The following is a 15,957-nucleotide window of genomic DNA, read 5'->3' as shown; positions in this document are numbered from 1 at the left end:
ATATGTTTCGTATATACGCGTTTATCAGGTTTTCTCAATCATCGTTGTATCATAAAATGAATTGATTTTAATATGGCGCCATACTATATGGTGCCGTATGGATATTATAGAGCAAAAACATCACGCCCTGTTGAGCGAACTGAAACGTCGGAACAGCCCTTCTATGGGCGACCTCAAAACCTGTTTTGAGGTCTTATCTCTAGCTGCGGCAATAGACCGGGATTGCGCCAATAGGCTCGCGCCCCACAAGCTTTCTGAAGGTAAGTTTGTTCTGTTGTTTTTGTTGCAGAACGCACCTGATGGCCTTTCTCCGCACACACTTTCAGAGCGCGCGGGTGTAACACGCGCGACGATCACCGGCCTGCTGGATGGGCTGGAGCGGGATGGCTTCGTCAAGCGTCATTCCGACATGCAAGATCGCCGTAAGCTGACTATCCAGCTGACTCCCGAAGGCGCCCAACTGGCGCAACAGCTTTTCGATGAGCATACGACGTGGATTGCAAGCCTGATGAGCGATCTTTCTCTCGGCGAACAACAACTTCTGAGCACATTGCTACGTCGCATCTGGAGCCGCACCGATGCGGGACGCTCTTTCAAGATCAACGACACCTTAAGGGAAATGACATGACCTATTATCTCGCCGAGCTTTATTCTCCGAAATCGAGCTGGCACGCACTGAGCCCTGAAGACAGGCAAGCCTTCTTTGAAAAAGTCGGCGTAGGTATGGGTGGTCTTGCAGCTCTTGGTATCGAAGCCCTGGCTCTAGGTCCCGTTGATGCAACAAAGCCTTATGCACCGAAACAGAGCTTCTTTGCCATCTGGCGTTTTCCAGACGAAGCAGCACTCGATATGTTGATTGCCGGAATCACTGCTACCGGCTGGCACGATTATTTTGACACCATCAATGCAACAGGCGCAGGCACTGATCTTCCCGGCCATCTTGCGCAATTGGCAGCTGTGCCTTTCAAAGAAGCAGCCTGACCTGATAGATCCGCGGCTATAAATGCTCCGCCTTAGGGTCCAGACTCAATTGAGCCACCATGTGACGATGGCAGCGATATAGCATGTGGCTGTAAAGTTCAGCATGAGCTTGTCATATCGTGTCGCGACCCTCCTCCAGTCCTTGAGGCGGCAAAAGGTGCGTTCGATGATGTTTCGGCGGCGGTAGGCAATTGGGTTGAAAGGTTTGATCCGCTTACGGGTCGGATTATTTGGAATGACCGGTTCAGTGCCGCGAGCTTTGAGAAAATCGCGTAACGCGTTGCTATCGTAAGCCGTATCGGCAGCGCACAGGTTGCTTGGCGGCAGTGGCTCAAGCAGTGGGATGGCAATGGGAGCGTCACCGCGCTGCCCAGGGGTTATTCTCAGTGCGACTGGGCGGCCACAACCATCGACAACAGCATGTATTTTTGTCGATCTGCCGCCTCGCGATCGACCGATGGCTTGAGCTTCCGCCCCCCTTTTCCGCCAGCAGCAGATCGGTGCGCCTTTGCGGTGGTGCTGTCGATCATGTGAATGTCGCGATTGGTCGTCTGCACCAGTGCTTCGAATAGTTGCCGCCATATGCCTTTGGCAGACCAACGATGGAAACGATTGTAGATGGTTGTCGAGGGACCGTAGACAGCGGGGCAATCCTGCCACCGACAGCCAGTGCGCAGCACATGGATGATGCCGCTAATCACCCGGCGGTCGTCAGTTCGATGCGCGCCGGGTTGGTTCGTTGGAAGCAAAGGAGCGATCACTGCCCATTGCCGATCATCAAGCCAGAATTCTCCTGCCATGCTCCAAAACTCCCGTTATCAGGAGAGTGAATCATGAAGAAGTAATTTGATCAAATGTTTAATTGGGTTTGGAGCCTAGAGAGGCTATCTGATAAAACCAGATCGAAATACCCTCTAAAACGGAGCATTTTTCTTATCCACATTTCCTCACAGCTGATGCCGCTTGACTCTTGCTTCACACGATTCAATACTAGAACATATAGAGAACAAACGATGGAATCTAAACGTGAGCGGCATCGACATCGCGGCGTTGCGGCGCATGGTTACGGCCATTGAAGGCAACGACCCACAAGACAGTTTTGCAAATGAGGCACTCACGGGCTTCGGACGTGCGCGCAGCTTCACACTTGGTTTTCCCGGTACAGATGATGCTTTTCCGCATGGTCTTGCAGGCGATGCGCTGCATGAGGTTTTTGCTGAAAACCCCAGCGCACATATGGCGGCAACTGGCTTTGCACTGGCGCTTGCGTTGCGGGCTTCGCAGGCACAAAGGCCGATCATATGGATCGAGGAAGAAAGCGCATCAAACGAATATGGCGGACTTTATCCTCCGGGCCTTCATGCCTTCGGTATTGATCCGTCGCGTCTTTTGATTGTGCGATGCCCCACTGCACAAGACGTGTTGAAGGCGGCGGGTGATGTATTGGAAGCAGGCAACGGCAGCAAGGCAGCGTACCTCGTTGCGGGCATCGTTGCCTCAGTGACAGGCAAACCGAAGTGTCTCGATCTCACAGCCTCGCGCCGTCTGCTTCTAGCGACCGAGACGGCCCAGCTTCCAGCGATTTTACTGCGTAGCCATCGGAGTGCAGTGCAAAGTGCCGCTGTCAGCCGTTGGCGTATAGCCCCTGCTCCGTCGCAGACCAGTGGGGCAAATGCGCCAGGAAAACCTGCCTTTGCAGCCGTTCTGGAGCGGAATCGCCACGGCACATGTGGTCAGTGGATCATGGAATGGAACAATGAAACCCTTGAATTTGGTGCAAGAGAAAGAGCAGGCCGAGCGTTCGTTCCTCGCACTCTGGTTCCCCTTTCTGCCGACGGATCGGTTACGCCGCGTCGCATCGCCTGAAGCTGTGCGTAATCTGCCGCTTGTCGTCACTGAACGCACCGCCAATGCGCTACGAGTGACAGCAGTGGATGCAGCTGCAGCCACGCTCGGCATCTTTCCCGGCATGGCGCTGACTGATGCACGCGCACGGGTGGAGATGCTTGATGTGGCACCTGCCATGCCGGAGCGCGATGCAGCTCTCGTCAATCACCTTGCTCATTGGTGCGAGCGTTACACGCCACTTGTGGCGTTCGACCCGCTGCATGGTTTGATGCTTGATATTACGGGTTGTGCCCACCTCTTCGGTGGGCTTGCAGCCATGCGTATTGATGTGACGAAGCGCATGGAACGAGCAGGCTTGTGCGTACAGGCAGCGATTGCCGATAATGCTTTTGCCGCACGGCTTCTGGCGCGCGGAACCAAAGGCGGTGTGTTTGACCTGGCACAAGCCGATGCGCTTTTGCCTCGCCTGCCGCTTTCTTCCCTTGAACTGGCAGAGGCCAGTGAGACGGGTCTCAAACGTGCAGGCCTCAAGCGCCTTGGCGACGTCATGCAGCTTCCGCGCTCTGCCCTTACGGCCCGTTTCGGTCCTGATCTTGCGGCCAAGCTTGACCGACTGGCACGGCAGACGCGCGCGCCGATTTCGCCACTGCGTATGATGTCGCTTGCCACTGTCGAGCACAGGCTTTCGGAGCCGATCACCGTCATGGAGCTTATTGAGCAGATATTACAGGAACTGGCACAGGAACTGTTCGCGAGGCTTGAAAAAGACGGTAAGGGCGCAGTCCTCATTGAAGCATCTTTTTTTCGGGTGGATGGTCAGGTTCGCCATATTCGGATTGAAACGGGTCAGCCTTTGCGCGACATCCGGATTTTCTGGCGTCTTGCGCGCGAGCGGCTGAATGCGCTGACAGATCCGCTCGACGCGGGTTTCGGCTTCGACATGATCCGGCTTGCCGCCCTTCGCAGCATCACACTCGCGCAGCATCAGACCGGACTTGATCAGCACGAAGAAGACGATGCCGGCTTCAGCCAGCTCATTGATCGATTGTCAGCACGGCTGGGTCCACAGCGCGTTCTGGTCACATTTCCACGAGATACCCATATGCCAGAGCGTGCCTTTGGCCTGCGAGCTGCTCTTCATTCGACGCGTCAAAATGAGGCAAGTTATCAAAGTGCTGCCGTCCTGCCAGGCGATCCGCCTGCACGACCTATAAAGCTGTTTCATCCACCACAGCTGATTGAGACAACAGCCGAAGTACCCGACAGTCCACCCTCGTTCTTCATATGGCGTCGGGTCCGTCATCATGTGCGTCTTGCCGAAGGACCTGAGCGGATAGAACAGGAATGGTGGCTCTCTATCGGTCAGACAGCCCAGGACTTGCGCGATTATTATCGGGTTGAAGACGAAGACGGCCAGCGATTCTGGATTTTTCGCGAGGGGCTTTATGTGGGCGATAACCTGCCACGCTGGTTCCTGCATGGGTTATTCGCATGATAAACCGCTATTATGAAATGGCTGCGACCTCCAATTTTTCATTCCTCAGTGGTGCATCGCATCCGCAGGAACTGGTGGAGCAAGCCTATGCACTTGGGCTATCCGGTATAGGAATAGCCGATCGTAACACGCTGGCCGGGGTGGTACGGGCGCACGCTGCCTGGAAGAGTTTTCGCGACACGTGCAGCTTCCGGCTTTTCATCGGTTGCCGACTGACCTTCATTGACGGAACGCCGGAGATGGTGGTTTATCCGCGTGATCGTTCAGCCTATGGTCAGCTTTGCCGGTTGCTCACAGAGGGCAAGACACGCGCTGCAATCAAGGGCGAATGCCATCTTCTTTGGGCAGACTTACAGTTTCGGGCACGACAATTCCAGATCGCTGTGTTTCCTTCCGAAAATCCGGGACTTGAGTTTTCAACCCGGTTGGCAGGCATCGCTACCGCAGCACCCGGCTGCGTCTGGCTGGCGCTTGCCATGCCGCATCAGGGGCAGGACGGACGACGCGCAGAACAGACTGCCCGTATTGCAGCCGAAACCGGTGTGCCTCTTCTCGCCACTAATGACGTGCTTTATCATCATCCCGACCGCCGCGCTTTACAGGATGTGTTGACCGCAACACGCCATCACACATCCGTTTTTGCCGCTGGTCGGCTGCTTGAGAAAAATGCCGAGCGCCACCTGAAACCAACCCATGAGATGGTGCGGCTGTTTCGAAACTATCCGCAAGCAATCGATGCCACGTCCGACTTCACTACCCCCATCACCTTCCAGCTCGATGAACTGAGCTATGATTATCCTGATGAGCCAGTGCCACCAGGCAAGACACCGCAACAGCATCTGCATGATCTCGCATGGGAGGGTGCTGCCCGGCATTATGGTGCGGATACGATACCGGAAAAGGTCAAAGGGCTGATCAACAAGGAACTAGCGCTGATCGAACAGCTCAACTATGCGGCCTATTTTCTAACCGTCAATGACATTGTGCAATATGCGCGCTCCAAGAAAATTTTGTGTCAGGGGCGCGGCTCAGCAGCCAATTCCGTGGTCTGCTTCTGTTTAGGCGTTACCGGCGTGGACCCGACTGAAGTGGATCTTCTGTTTGAGCGTTTCATTTCGGCCGAGCGCAAGGAACCGCCGGATATCGACGTCGACTTCGAGCATGAGCGGCGCGAAGAGGTCATGCAATATGTTTATGAACGTTATTCCACTGATCGTGCGGCCATTGTAGCGACTGTTATCAGTTATCGTTCGCGCAGCGCCATTCGTGATGTCGGCAAGGCACTGGGACTGACCGAAGACGTCACAGGCGCGCTTGCAAATACAGTCTGGGGCATATCGGGCGGTGGGATCGACAAACAGCATATCCGACAGGCGGGGCTTGACCCCGACAACCCGATCATAAGGCGTGCAGTAGAACTGGCGCTGGAGCTGATCGGCTTTCCACGCCATCTTTCGCAACATGTCGGCGGCTTTGTGCTGACCCGTGACCGCCTGGACGAGACTGTGCCAATCGGTCCTGCGGCGATGGACAAACGTTCCTTCATCGAATGGGACAAGGACGACATCGACGAAGTGGGCTTGATGAAGGTCGATGTGCTGTCACTTGGCATGCTTACCTGTATCCGCAAAGCCTTCGATCTCATTCACACGCATAAGCCTCAGCATTATGATGGCAAGAAGCTGACGCTCGCCACACTGCCGCGCGAGGACAAAGCCGTCTACGACATGCTTTGCAAAGGCGATTCGCTCGGCGTGTTTCAGGTGGAAAGCCGCGCACAGATGAACATGCTGCCACGCCTGCGCCCACGAACATTCTACGATCTGGTGATTGAAGTTGCCATCGTGCGCCCAGGCCCTATTCAGGGTGATATGGTGCATCCCTATCTGCGGCGGCGGAACGGTTTGGAGCCGGTGATATACCCCTCTCCGTCACCAGAGCATGGGAAGCCCAACGAACTACGCAATATTCTGGAGAAAACCAAAGGCGTGCCGCTGTTTCAAGAGCAGGCCATGCGTATTGCCATAGAGGCGGCAAAGTTCACGCCCGATGAAGCCAATCAGTTGCGCCGTGCCATGGCAACCTTCCGCAAGATGGGCACCATCCATACCATGCAGGAGAAGATGATCGACGGCATGGTGAACCGTGGCTACGACCGGACGTTTTCCGAGAACTGCTTCAACCAGATCAAGGGATTTGGCGAATATGGTTTTCCCGAAAGCCATGCGGCGAGCTTTGCGCACCTCGTCTATATTTCCGCATGGCTTAAATGCCATCATCCAGAGGTGTTCGCGGCAGCTCTTCTGAATTCCCAGCCCATGGGGTTTTATGCGCCTGCCCAGATCGTGCGCGATGCGCGCGAGCATGGTGTGACGGTGTTGCCTGTTGATGTGAATTTAAGCCAGTGGGACAATATTCTGGAGGATACGCTCGATATTCGACCAGCGCTTCGGCTCGGCTTTCGCCAAATCGATGGACTATCCGAAAATGCTGCAAAACTTCTGATTGCCGGTCGGCATGAGTCTTACCGTACCATTGAGGACATGCATCGACGCCTGCGGATTGACAGGCGCGCCTTCACGCTGCTTGCCGATGCCGATGCTTTCGGCTCACTCGACATTGACCGGCGCGCAGCCCTCTGGGCCGTACGTCGTCTGCCCAATGATGAAACACTGCCACTGTTCCGTGCCGCCGAAACAAGTGAACTGGCGGAAGAGCCAAAAGCCCACCTGCCAGCGATGGCAGCGTCCGAACATGTGATTGCCGACTACGAGACGACGCGACTTTCACTCAAGGGACATCCGCTACAATATCTGCGCGAAGGTCTGGCTGCGACAGGAGTCTCGACCTGTCACGCCGTGCAAGAGGGAGGCAATGGCCATCGCATGAAAGTGGCCGGTATTGTCACCGTACGCCAGCGTCCCGGCAGCGCCAAGGGCGTGGTGTTTCTCACCATCGAAGACGAAACAGGCATTGCCAATATCGTCGTCTGGCCAAAAATCATGAAGGCTTTTCGCCGTGAGGTGATGGGCGCTCGTCTCATCCGCATTGAAGGCCATGTCCAGCGCAGCCCTGAAGGCGTCGTGCATCTGGTGGCCGCAAAGCTCGAAGACCATTCAAACGCACTGATCGACTTAAGCGGTCGCGACCCGCAACGGCTCATTGCGCCATCACAGGCTGCGCATCACCCGAGAAACGTAAGAATTATGCCGAAATCCCGCGATTTTCACTAGAGCATTTCTGGATTAAGTTGAAGCATGATAAATTCTCTAACTATTTGTTTTTACGCACATCTTGTTTCGAAAACCGGCTCCCACTTTTCGGGACGTGCTCTAAAATAGCTAATTCCATGTGCCTACAAAGAACACCGCACAATAATGCAGTGCTGCGCCAACCACGACGAAGCCGTGCCAGATGGCATTCTGAAACCGCAGGCGTTCCCACACATGAAAGATCACCCCCAGAGAATAAACCATGCCGCCTGCCGCAATCAGCCAAAACACGGCCGAAGGCAATGATTGCACCATGGTGTCATAGACCATGACACCACTCCAGCCCAATGCCAGATAAAGCAGGATCGACAACCGATCAAAGCGACCCGGCATGAACAGCTTGAGCATGATGCCAACAAAAGCCACGCTCCACACAAAGAGCAAAAGTGGTATGGCGCGATCACCCATATGGACAGCAAAGGGCGTATAAGTTCCAGCGATCAGCAGATAGATCGCCGAGTGATCGAAGCGACGCAGGAACCATTTGGTGGGTGAAACCGGCCAGATATTATAGACCGCAGAAATTCCGAGTGCTGCAAGCAAGCTCGCGAGATAGACGCCGGACGAGATCAACGTGGCTGCAGACATGTTCGGCAGGAAATAAATGAGCATTGCAATGGCACCCGCAAAAGCAAGCGCCACTCCCAGCACATGGACCACACCATCTGCCCAAAGCTCGGCCCGATCATATTTCCATTTAATTGGATAAGGCAGTTTTACATCCATCACACACGCTCACGTCTTTAAGGCATGTCTCCCAAAAGTGGGCATCAGTTTTGGGAGACACCGCAACACTCTTTTGTTAAAGCATTTCCAGCAAAAGTTGGAACCGGTTTTGCGTTCGGAAATGCGTAAAAACAAATAGTTACAGCGGTTCCAACGATTCAATATTAACTGGAACCGCTGTAAGACAGCAAACTGCCATCGCTTTGCAGCGTCAAGATGACAGTTTGTCGGATGGGGCTATTGCGCGGAAGGCGTATAGGAAGCCTGAATTGGTGCGACACCTGGCAACGGAGCAACAGCTGCATCTGGCAGAGTTGCCGTTTCGGATGACGCAGCGGCAGCATCGCGGGTCGGACCGGTACGCTTCCAGCTGCCATCAAGCCCGGTTTCCTGCAACAATCCCTTGCGCTTAGCATCGTAATAGTAGCCGCGTGCATAGAAGCGAACGGCCTGACCTTCATCACCACCGGCAACCTTATAGGCACCCGAGAGGTAACGAACCGCGTATTTCAGATTTGTTTCGGCGTCGAGAAGGCCCTTGGCATTGCCCTTATAACCCATGCCGCGCGCAGTTGGATGGCTGATCTGCATCAGTCCCCAATATGGTCCATTGCGCGCGCCCGGATTGAAGCGGCTTTCGCGATGCACAACGCGGCGCACCAGACGCTCCGGCACATCATAGGCAACAGAATATTTGGTAATCAGCGCATCGAGTTCTTCCGGCGCGTGATCGGGTGTCTCAAACGCCATGTTAGCAGCCATGGAAGCTGGAGAGGCTTCCGCCTGCGCACCAGCATAGGCCATCATTGGCTCGGACTGGCCGCGAATGCCCGGAATAGGGACATTGGTCGGGAGAACCGGGTTTTCCAGCGATGCAACTGTCTGCATTCCATCAGCAGGAGTAGCCGCATCCGCAACTGTGGTTGCGCCTGCGGCTGGAGTTGCCGTGTCGCCCGTTGCAGATGCGGTAGCCGTTGAATTTTCAGCTGGCGAAATCAGTGCGGTCTTTGCAGGCTTTCCGTCACTTGTCGTGTTACAGGCGCTGAGAGCAACTGCACAACCAAGGAGAAGAACGCCTTTAAGAAAGGTCAGAGAAAGCGGTTTTGATTGAGCTTTTATACGCATGAGTGACCGATCCTATGAATCGAAATCTTGTTCGATACGTTTTTCGAGTTCAACCAGATCGGCTGGTAGAGGCATGCCTGTGGCTTTGAGCGCATTGAGCTTTTCGCGAACTGTCTCGCGAATCTCATGAACGTCCTGCGGCTGGTTAACCATCTGCTCAAACAGCAGAGCAATTTCCGCCTTGATGTCCTCGAATGCCATAAGACCCTCTTGGCTTGAGCGGGTCCGTTTTGCGACCCGGTTCAGTCAATATTCTTTCAATCGATAACCGTCATCTACCACGCAAAATACGTGAAGCGAAAGCCCAGAACGTCACGGACGTGTCAAAATGAATATTTCAATCGGTAACAGAACGCTCTTAAACCTTACAAAATACGCGGCAGCATCGTATCTATCGCATTGAATTCATGCGCGAAAATTCCAAAGTCATCCAGGCCGAGACCACCATCGGGATCGAACAGATAAATGCTCATCCAGACGAGCGCACATGTCAGCAAAATCGCCAATATCGTCAAAAGCAGAAGGCGGCGACCGAGGGCGGCTTTGTGGCCGGCTCCGTCCTGTGGTGTCTTGTTCATGTTCAATCGTCGTTTGTGGCGTTCAAATCTTCGGGCGGTGTACCATGTTCTGACGGTGCTGCAAGGTATCCTTGCTGCACGAGCGATTTACGCAAAATATGGATGATGGCCTCGGTCTGGTTCAGACCGGGATGCTTTTCGTTGATAAAGCGCTCAAGGGCGTCATGTATGTCAACGGGAAGATAGGTGCTCATCATTCCTCCTTCGAAAGGTTCTCGATACGCCAATCATTTCTGGCTGTTTCTGGCCGTTTCAGGACAGGATTTCGTCAAACAACTTTCACCGAAATCGTGCCGACACCATCCACATTTCCCTGCAGAATGTCTCCCCGCTTCACGGCACCCACACCGGCCGGTGTGCCGGTATATATCAGATCACCCGGTTGCAAGACAAAGAGAGACGAAAGATACGCGATGGTTTCGGGCACTTTCCAGATCATCTGGTTGAGATCACCTGCCTGACGCTGCTCGCCATTGATTTTCAGCGTAATTGCGGCTGATTGCGGATGACCGACTTCAGACACCGGCACGATGGCCGAGCAAGGTGCTGAATGTTCGAAGGCTTTCGCCACTTCCCACGGGCGACCGGCCTTTTTAGCTACAGCTTGCAAATCGCGCCGCGTCATATCAATACCGACCGCATAGCCATAGACATGATCAAGTGCCGTCTCGACCAAGATATCGCTGCCGCCTTTCTTGAGCGCCACAACCAGCTCGATCTCGTGATGCACGTCTTCGGTCTTTGGCGGATAGGGGAAATCGCCACCATCAATCACAAGGTTATCTGGGTTTTTCTGGAAGAAAAAAGGCGGATTACGGGTTGGATCGCCGCCCATTTCGATGGCGTGATCGGCATAATTCTGGCCCACGCAATATATGCGATGCACGGGAAAACGTTCTTCAGTGCCCTTCACAGGCACAAAAGTCTGCGGTGAGGGCGCGAAAACATAATTGGTCATGAATGGCTGATCCCGTGAGAATTCTGATGCATTTCCAGCACAAGTGCCTGAGCTTATTTGCGTGGGATAATGCGTAAAAGAGTTAGTGCAGTTCCAAAGATTCTATCTTAACTGGAGCCGCCTGCCTGCATCATGCAGGCAGGAATCGGCTGCTGCAAGTCTCGATAATACAAATTTCCGTCACGTCTTATGTCGAAGCGACCACGTATTCCGCATCGCGTGAAGTCGAAACCACGAGTTCGGCATTTGGAATATCATTGGAAAGCGCCCGCTCCCGGGCTGCACCTTCAGTATGCCCGTAATCGAGCCACCGCTGGATAAGACGACGCTCCAGTTCCGCAAAAGGCACGTCCAGAAAAATAGTCATATCGAAAAACGGCGCAAGGCGCGTCCATGGCTCCTGGTTTAGAAGCAGATAATTACCCTCAACCAGCAGAACCTGATGCTCGCCCCTAACGATTGATGCGCCAGCACGCGCCAGATCCAGCGTGCGGTCAAAAGCTGGAATGACGATGTCTTCAGAGGCTTTTTTCAAGCGCTCCAGAAGTACTGCAAAGCCTGCGCAATCAAAGGTCGGCGGCGAGCCTTTGCGGCTGCGCAACCCACGCTCATCTAGGATTGCATTATCGAGATGAAACCCGTCCATGGGCACGACCACGGCAGGTCCAACACCGTCTTTATTGATCGCGTCCCGCAGAAAATCCGACAGGGTTGACTTGCCCGCGCCGGGAGGTCCAGCGATCGCGACAATCAGACGATCTTGCTTGTTTGAAAGCCGTGCAAGAATTTCCGCAGGCAGACTTTCAGCTGGACAACGTGTCATAGGATGGAGCCTCAATCGAAAATTAGAAGAGTTTCTGTAAAACAGCACACAGTTTGTTATTTTCAAACAATAAGTTTGATCTATCTTGTCTTGCAATGACCGCAAAGACTGATCACTTGCTAATTCAAATTATTGAATCGAATGGGAAAATTATGACTGTCAAAACAGTTGCCACCACGCCCTTTCAGGATCAGCAGCCCGGCACCTCCGGACTGCGCAAGAAAGTCCCGGTTTTCCAGCAGCCCAATTATGCTGAAAACTTCATCCAGTCAGTTTTCGATGTGCTGGAAGGTTTCAAAGGTAAAACCCTTGTGGTCGGCGGCGATGGACGCTTTTACAATCGCGAAGTGATCCAGAAAGTCATGAAATGCGCTGCTGCGAACGGCTTTGGTCGCATCATGGTCGGTCAGGGTGGTATTCTTTCGACCCCTGCCGCATCCAATATGATCCGCAAATACAAGGCTTTCGGCGGTTTGATTCTCTCTGCGAGCCATAACCCCGGCGGGCCCAACGAAGATTTCGGTATCAAATACAATATCGGGAATGGTGGCCCGGCACCGGAAAAGATCACCGAGGCGATATTCGCCCGCTCCAAGGTGATCGATCAGTATAAAATCGCTGAAGTTGCAGATATCGATATCGACACGATTGGCACGGCCAAAATTGGCGAGACTGAAATCGTCATCTTCGATCCGGTTACGGATTATGCCGAACTGATGGAGAGCCTGTTCGACTTTGACGCAATCCGCGCCATGATCAAGGGCGGCTTTGGCATCAAATTCGATGCCATGCATGCCGTCACCGGCCCTTACGCCAAAGAAATTTTCGAACGTCGCCTCGATGCACCAGAAGGCAGCGTGATGAATTTCATGCCGCTGCCGGATTTTGGTGGCCATCATCCGGACCCCAACCTCGTCTATGCCAAAGAGCTTTACGACCTGCTGATGTCGGATAATGCGCCCGATTTCGGTGCAGCATCGGATGGCGATGGCGACCGCAACCTCATTATCGGTCGTGGCGTCTTCGTGACCCCATCCGATTCGCTCGCCATGCTTGCAGCCAACGCGCATCTGGCGCCGGGTTACAAAGATGGCATCAAGGGCATTGCGCGCTCTATGCCGACGAGTGCCGCTGCTGACCGTGTGGCGGAAAAGCTCGGCATCGGCATGTATGAAACACCAACTGGCTGGAAATTCTTCGGCAATCTGCTTGATCATGGCAAGGTCACGATCTGCGGCGAAGAAAGCTCCGGCACCGGCTCAGATCATGTGCGCGAGAAGGACGGGCTATGGGCCGTTCTCCTCTGGCTCAACATTCTGGCCGTGCGCAAGGAAAGCGTAAAAGCCATCGTGGCAGAGCATTGGGCGCGTTTCGGACGCAACTATTATACGCGCCATGATTACGAAGCCGTTGATTCCGACATAGCAAAGAAGCTTGTTTCTGATCTACGCGGCAAGCTTGCAAGCCTGGCTGGCGCGAGCGTTAATGGCCTCAAGATCGAGAAGACCGACGATTTCGCCTATCGTGATCCGATCGATCATTCGGTAAGCGAACATCAGGGCATCCGCATCTATTTCGAAGGCGGGTCGCGCGTCGTTTTGCGTTTGTCAGGCACCGGCACATCGGGAGCCACTATCCGCATTTATATCGAGCGCTACGAAGCAGATCAGGCCAAGCACAATCTGGATACGCAGGAAACTTTGGCTACTCTGATTGACGCCGCCGAACAAATCACTGAAGTGAAAAAACGCAGTGGACGAACCGAGCCGAGCGTAGTTACCTAAAGCCTGTTTCCACTCTTGGGAGACGAACTATAATAAAAAGGGCCCGAAAGGGCCCTTTTCTAGTTTAGTCAAAAACAATCGCCGGAGCGGGCTTTCCAGCTCCCTTGCCCGCCTTCATGTTTTCCCAAACTTTGCGAGCGATGTCGCGATAGATCACCGCATGTTCGCTCTCCGGCTCCACGACTGTAATTGGCGTGCCATTATCGGAATGGGCGCGTACATCCATGTGAAGCGGCACTTCCCCCAGAAAAGGCACGTTCAGCCGTTCAGCTTCCTTGCGTGCACCACCATGGCCGAAAATATCGTAACGCGTGCCGGTATCAGGCGCGATGAAATAGCTCATATTCTCCACAATGCCCAAAAGCGGTACATCCACCTTACGGAACATGTTAAGGCCCTTGCGCGCATCGATCAAAGCCAGATCCTGTGGCGTAGACACGATGACTGCGCCCGCGAGCGGAACCTGCTGCGCCATGGTGAGCTGTGCGTCGCCAGTGCCGGGAGGCATATCGACGACGAGTACATCCAGTTCGCCCCACGCCACTTCACGCAACATCTGCGTCAGCGCCGAAATGACCATCGGCCCACGCCAGATCATGGGCGTGTCTTCTTCCACCATGAAGCCCATGGACATGACCTTAAGGCCATAATTTTCCATCGGCTTCAGCGTACGGCCTTCAATCGTTTCGGGTCGCCCCGAAAGACCGAGCAGGCGCGGCATGGAGGGCCCGTAAATATCTGCATCAAGAATGCCGACCTTAAGCCCATTGGCCAACATGCCGAGCGCGAGATTGACCGCCGTCGTAGATTTACCAACGCCGCCCTTGCCTGATGCAACAGCGATGATCGCCCCAACACCGGGAACGCCGGGCTTGCCAGCAGGACGTGGCGGGGAAGCATGACTATGGGCGGCGGCAGGAGCTGGAGCCGGTCGTGGTTGAGGTTTCGGTGGTGGTGGAGCATCATCGCTGGTCCGACCACCTTTCTTTTCCGCAGTCAGCGTCACCAGCGCACCGGACACGCCCGGGATTTCCTTCACTGTTTTTTCAGCGGCAAGCCGCATCGGCTCAAGCGCATTCGCACGATCCGCCGGGACTGTGATGGAAAAGAAGACCTTGCCGTCGGCAATAAAAATATCCGACACCAGACCGAGCGACACGACATCGCTTTCAAAATCTGGACCTGTCACGGCCTTTAGCCGTTCCAGAACCTGTTCACGCGTTACGCCTGACATTATTCAAACCTCGTCTGCAGCAAGTCCTCGTCTGCAACACGCATTGAGCTTGCCCGCTTTGCATGTCTTGAGATAATCCAGTTTTAGCCAAAAGGCCAATAGATCCGATAAAAGAGTTTCCAGCAGGCAGGTGACATCATGGCTAAAGCCGTCCATTCAATGATACGCGTTCTCAATGAGGAAAGATCCGTTTCCTTCTACGATCAGGCCTTCAGGTTGAAGATCGCAGAGCGTATCGATTTTGAAACTTTCACGCTGATCTATCTGCGCAATGAGGAAACTGATTTTGAGGTCGAGCTGACCGTCAACAACGGCCGTACTGAACCTTACAATCTTGGCGATGGTTATGGACATCTCGCCGTTGTCGTCGATGATCTTGATGCCGAATACACACGCTTCATGGAGCTAGGGCTCAAAGTCGGCAAGCTCGTAGACTTCAAGAATGGTGATGTGCAGGTCGCGCGCTTCTTTTTCGTGGAAGACCCGGACGGTTACAAGATCGAGGTCATTCAGCGCGGCGGGCGATATGTGTAATTAGGCAGTAAGGCAGTATTGCCGTTAGAACCTTACACAACCAAACATGCTGCCCTATTCCCTTAAAGCGCTGCTATTTGACGCTTGGCAAAGACGGCCATGATGAATTAGTTAAAGCTCTGCACAAAGGAGAAGCTGAGAGTTGAAGGCCGGTGCTACACATTTGCGGGTGATGCTGGCAGTACGTTTGCTAAGCGTACTGGCGCTGATGCTCGTTGCTTTCGCACACAAGCCGATCAATATCGCATCTGCTGAAGAGTTGCTGCTTGCAGAATATGTTCTGCCCGATGGCACTTATCCGGTGCTCTGCATCACTGATCATGCGGTTGATAAAAGCGGCCATGGCCACGATCAGCATCTGCACAACAGCAATGTCTGCGAAGCCTGCCGAATTTCATCTGCATACCTGTGCCCGCAACCTGCTCCATCGACAGGGGCAGCACCGCAAATGGCTTTGGCGCTTACAGTTGTGCCATCCCAGCCTGTTCTCTGGCGTGACATCTATCCGCCATCGGCGCCGCCACAAGCGCCCCCCTTCGCCTGAAACCAGTCTTTCAACGCGTGCTTAGAGCTAAGCTGCGCCCGAACACATGACTATT

Annotated in this window: 16 protein-coding genes and 1 pseudogene; 8 read left to right on the top strand and 9 right to left on the bottom strand. The window is 54.0% G+C overall.

Annotation, left to right across the window (positions count from 1 at the left end):
- Positions 1-97 precede the first annotated feature (97 nt).
- Positions 98-628, top strand: a complete 531-nt coding sequence (locus CES85_RS09830; RefSeq protein ID WP_095445840.1) for a MarR family winged helix-turn-helix transcriptional regulator — start codon at positions 98-100, stop codon at positions 626-628.
- Entirely contained in the window at positions 625-981 is a 357-nt protein-coding gene (locus CES85_RS09825) for a DUF6616 family protein (RefSeq protein ID WP_095445839.1), read from the top strand. The genes CES85_RS09830 and CES85_RS09825 overlap by 4 nt, the downstream gene beginning before the upstream one ends.
- Positions 982-1,095: 114 nt before the next feature.
- On the opposite strand, the pseudogene CES85_RS09820 reads toward CES85_RS09825, so the two are convergent.
- Positions 1,096-1,781 (bottom strand): annotated as a pseudogene (locus tag CES85_RS09820) (IS5 family transposase); the annotation flags it as partial.
- A gap of 226 nt (positions 1,782-2,007) precedes the next feature.
- On the opposite strand from CES85_RS09820, the gene CES85_RS09815 reads away from it, so the two are divergent.
- Genes CES85_RS09815 through CES85_RS09805 form a run of 3 tightly spaced genes read left to right on the top strand, consistent with a single transcriptional unit; the run spans position 2,008 to position 7,557 of the window.
- Entirely contained in the window at positions 2,008-2,847 is an 840-nt protein-coding gene (locus CES85_RS09815) for an ImuA family protein (RefSeq protein WP_095445837.1), read from the top strand.
- Positions 2,738-4,324 carry a Y-family DNA polymerase gene (locus CES85_RS09810; protein ID WP_095445836.1) on the top strand — a complete coding sequence of 529 codons (1,587 nt, stop codon included), beginning with the start codon at positions 2,738-2,740 and terminating at the stop codon, positions 4,322-4,324. Before CES85_RS09815 ends, CES85_RS09810 begins: the two co-directional genes overlap by 110 nt.
- Positions 4,321-7,557, top strand: coding sequence for an error-prone DNA polymerase (locus CES85_RS09805; protein WP_421522209.1), 3,237 nt, complete (start codon positions 4,321-4,323; stop codon positions 7,555-7,557). The genes CES85_RS09810 and CES85_RS09805 overlap by 4 nt, the downstream gene beginning before the upstream one ends.
- Before the next feature lie 108 nt (positions 7,558-7,665).
- Here the strand turns inward: CES85_RS09805 and trhA are convergent, their stop codons facing one another.
- The 7 genes from trhA to CES85_RS09770 all read right to left on the bottom strand — a co-directional run bounded on the left by trhA (position 7,666) and on the right by CES85_RS09770 (position 11,806).
- Entirely contained in the window at positions 7,666-8,322 is a 657-nt protein-coding gene (gene trhA, locus CES85_RS09800; protein WP_095445835.1) for a PAQR family membrane homeostasis protein TrhA, read from the bottom strand.
- A gap of 237 nt (positions 8,323-8,559) precedes the next feature.
- Positions 8,560-9,447, bottom strand: coding sequence for a lytic transglycosylase domain-containing protein (locus tag CES85_RS09795; protein WP_095445834.1), 888 nt, complete (start codon positions 9,445-9,447; stop codon positions 8,560-8,562).
- A 12-nt stretch (positions 9,448-9,459) separates the two neighbouring features.
- Positions 9,460-9,648, bottom strand: coding sequence for a hypothetical protein (locus CES85_RS09790; RefSeq protein WP_024898257.1), 189 nt, complete (start codon positions 9,646-9,648; stop codon positions 9,460-9,462).
- 164 nt (positions 9,649-9,812) lie between these two features.
- Positions 9,813-10,025, bottom strand: coding sequence for a hypothetical protein (locus CES85_RS09785; protein WP_095445833.1), 213 nt, complete (start codon positions 10,023-10,025; stop codon positions 9,813-9,815).
- A gap of 2 nt (positions 10,026-10,027) precedes the next feature.
- Positions 10,028-10,219 (bottom strand): hypothetical protein, encoded by a 192-nt coding sequence (locus CES85_RS09780; protein ID WP_024898259.1) that lies wholly within the window; start codon positions 10,217-10,219, stop codon positions 10,028-10,030.
- A gap of 74 nt (positions 10,220-10,293) precedes the next feature.
- Complete coding sequence (locus CES85_RS09775; protein ID WP_095445832.1) at positions 10,294-10,983, bottom strand: fumarylacetoacetate hydrolase family protein; 690 nt, start codon at positions 10,981-10,983, stop codon at positions 10,294-10,296.
- Positions 10,984-11,170: 187 nt separating this feature from the next.
- Positions 11,171-11,806, bottom strand: coding sequence for a nucleoside/nucleotide kinase family protein (locus tag CES85_RS09770; RefSeq protein ID WP_095445831.1), 636 nt, complete (start codon positions 11,804-11,806; stop codon positions 11,171-11,173).
- Positions 11,807-11,958: 152 nt separating this feature from the next.
- Between CES85_RS09770 and CES85_RS09765 the strand changes: the two genes are divergently transcribed.
- Positions 11,959-13,590, top strand: coding sequence for an alpha-D-glucose phosphate-specific phosphoglucomutase (locus tag CES85_RS09765; protein WP_095445830.1), 1,632 nt, complete (start codon positions 11,959-11,961; stop codon positions 13,588-13,590).
- A gap of 64 nt (positions 13,591-13,654) precedes the next feature.
- Here CES85_RS09765 and CES85_RS09760 read toward each other — a convergent pair whose 3' ends face one another.
- Positions 13,655-14,824 (bottom strand): Mrp/NBP35 family ATP-binding protein, encoded by a 1,170-nt coding sequence (locus CES85_RS09760; RefSeq protein ID WP_095445829.1) that lies wholly within the window; start codon positions 14,822-14,824, stop codon positions 13,655-13,657.
- A 138-nt stretch (positions 14,825-14,962) separates the two neighbouring features.
- Here CES85_RS09760 and CES85_RS09755 point away from each other — a divergent pair, with 138 nt between their 5' ends.
- Together CES85_RS09755 and CES85_RS09750 are read left to right on the top strand one after the other, a co-directional pair.
- Positions 14,963-15,358 carry a VOC family protein gene (locus tag CES85_RS09755; protein ID WP_095445828.1) on the top strand — a complete coding sequence of 132 codons (396 nt, stop codon included), beginning with the start codon at positions 14,963-14,965 and terminating at the stop codon, positions 15,356-15,358.
- Positions 15,359-15,500: 142 nt separating this feature from the next.
- Complete coding sequence (locus tag CES85_RS09750; protein ID WP_421522210.1) at positions 15,501-15,902, top strand: hypothetical protein; 402 nt, start codon at positions 15,501-15,503, stop codon at positions 15,900-15,902.
- Positions 15,903-15,957: the final 55 nt, after the last annotated feature.

This window comes from Ochrobactrum quorumnocens (assembly GCF_002278035.1).
GTDB lineage: Bacteria > Pseudomonadota > Alphaproteobacteria > Rhizobiales > Rhizobiaceae > Brucella > Brucella quorumnocens.
Note: the sequence above shows the minus strand (reverse complement) of the source record. Positions and strands in the feature narration are given on the sequence as shown.

Bases quoted from the DNA above. Each gene is read 5' to 3' on its own strand.
- CES85_RS09760 (WP_095445829.1), bottom strand. From the start codon at position 14,824: ATGTCAGGCGTAACGCGTGAACAGGTTCTGGAACGGCTAAAGGCCGTG.
- CES85_RS09790 (WP_024898257.1), bottom strand. From the start codon at position 9,648: ATGGCATTCGAGGACATCAAGGCGGAAATTGCTCTGCTGTTTGAGCAG.
- trhA (WP_095445835.1), bottom strand. From the start codon at position 8,322: ATGGATGTAAAACTGCCTTATCCAATTAAATGGAAATATGATCGGGCC.
- CES85_RS09775 (WP_095445832.1), bottom strand. From the start codon at position 10,983: ATGACCAATTATGTTTTCGCGCCCTCACCGCAGACTTTTGTGCCTGTG.
- CES85_RS09825 (WP_095445839.1), top strand. From the start codon at position 625: ATGACCTATTATCTCGCCGAGCTTTATTCTCCGAAATCGAGCTGGCAC.
- CES85_RS09755 (WP_095445828.1), top strand. From the start codon at position 14,963: ATGGCTAAAGCCGTCCATTCAATGATACGCGTTCTCAATGAGGAAAGA.
- CES85_RS09765 (WP_095445830.1), top strand. From the start codon at position 11,959: ATGACTGTCAAAACAGTTGCCACCACGCCCTTTCAGGATCAGCAGCCC.
- CES85_RS09810 (WP_095445836.1), top strand. From the start codon at position 2,738: ATGAAACCCTTGAATTTGGTGCAAGAGAAAGAGCAGGCCGAGCGTTCG.
- CES85_RS09795 (WP_095445834.1), bottom strand. From the start codon at position 9,447: ATGCGTATAAAAGCTCAATCAAAACCGCTTTCTCTGACCTTTCTTAAA.
- CES85_RS09785 (WP_095445833.1), bottom strand. From the start codon at position 10,025: ATGAACAAGACACCACAGGACGGAGCCGGCCACAAAGCCGCCCTCGGT.
- CES85_RS09780 (WP_024898259.1), bottom strand. From the start codon at position 10,219: ATGAGCACCTATCTTCCCGTTGACATACATGACGCCCTTGAGCGCTTT.
- CES85_RS09805 (WP_421522209.1), top strand. From the start codon at position 4,321: ATGATAAACCGCTATTATGAAATGGCTGCGACCTCCAATTTTTCATTC.
- CES85_RS09830 (WP_095445840.1), top strand. From the start codon at position 98: ATGGATATTATAGAGCAAAAACATCACGCCCTGTTGAGCGAACTGAAA.
- CES85_RS09770 (WP_095445831.1), bottom strand. From the start codon at position 11,806: ATGACACGTTGTCCAGCTGAAAGTCTGCCTGCGGAAATTCTTGCACGG.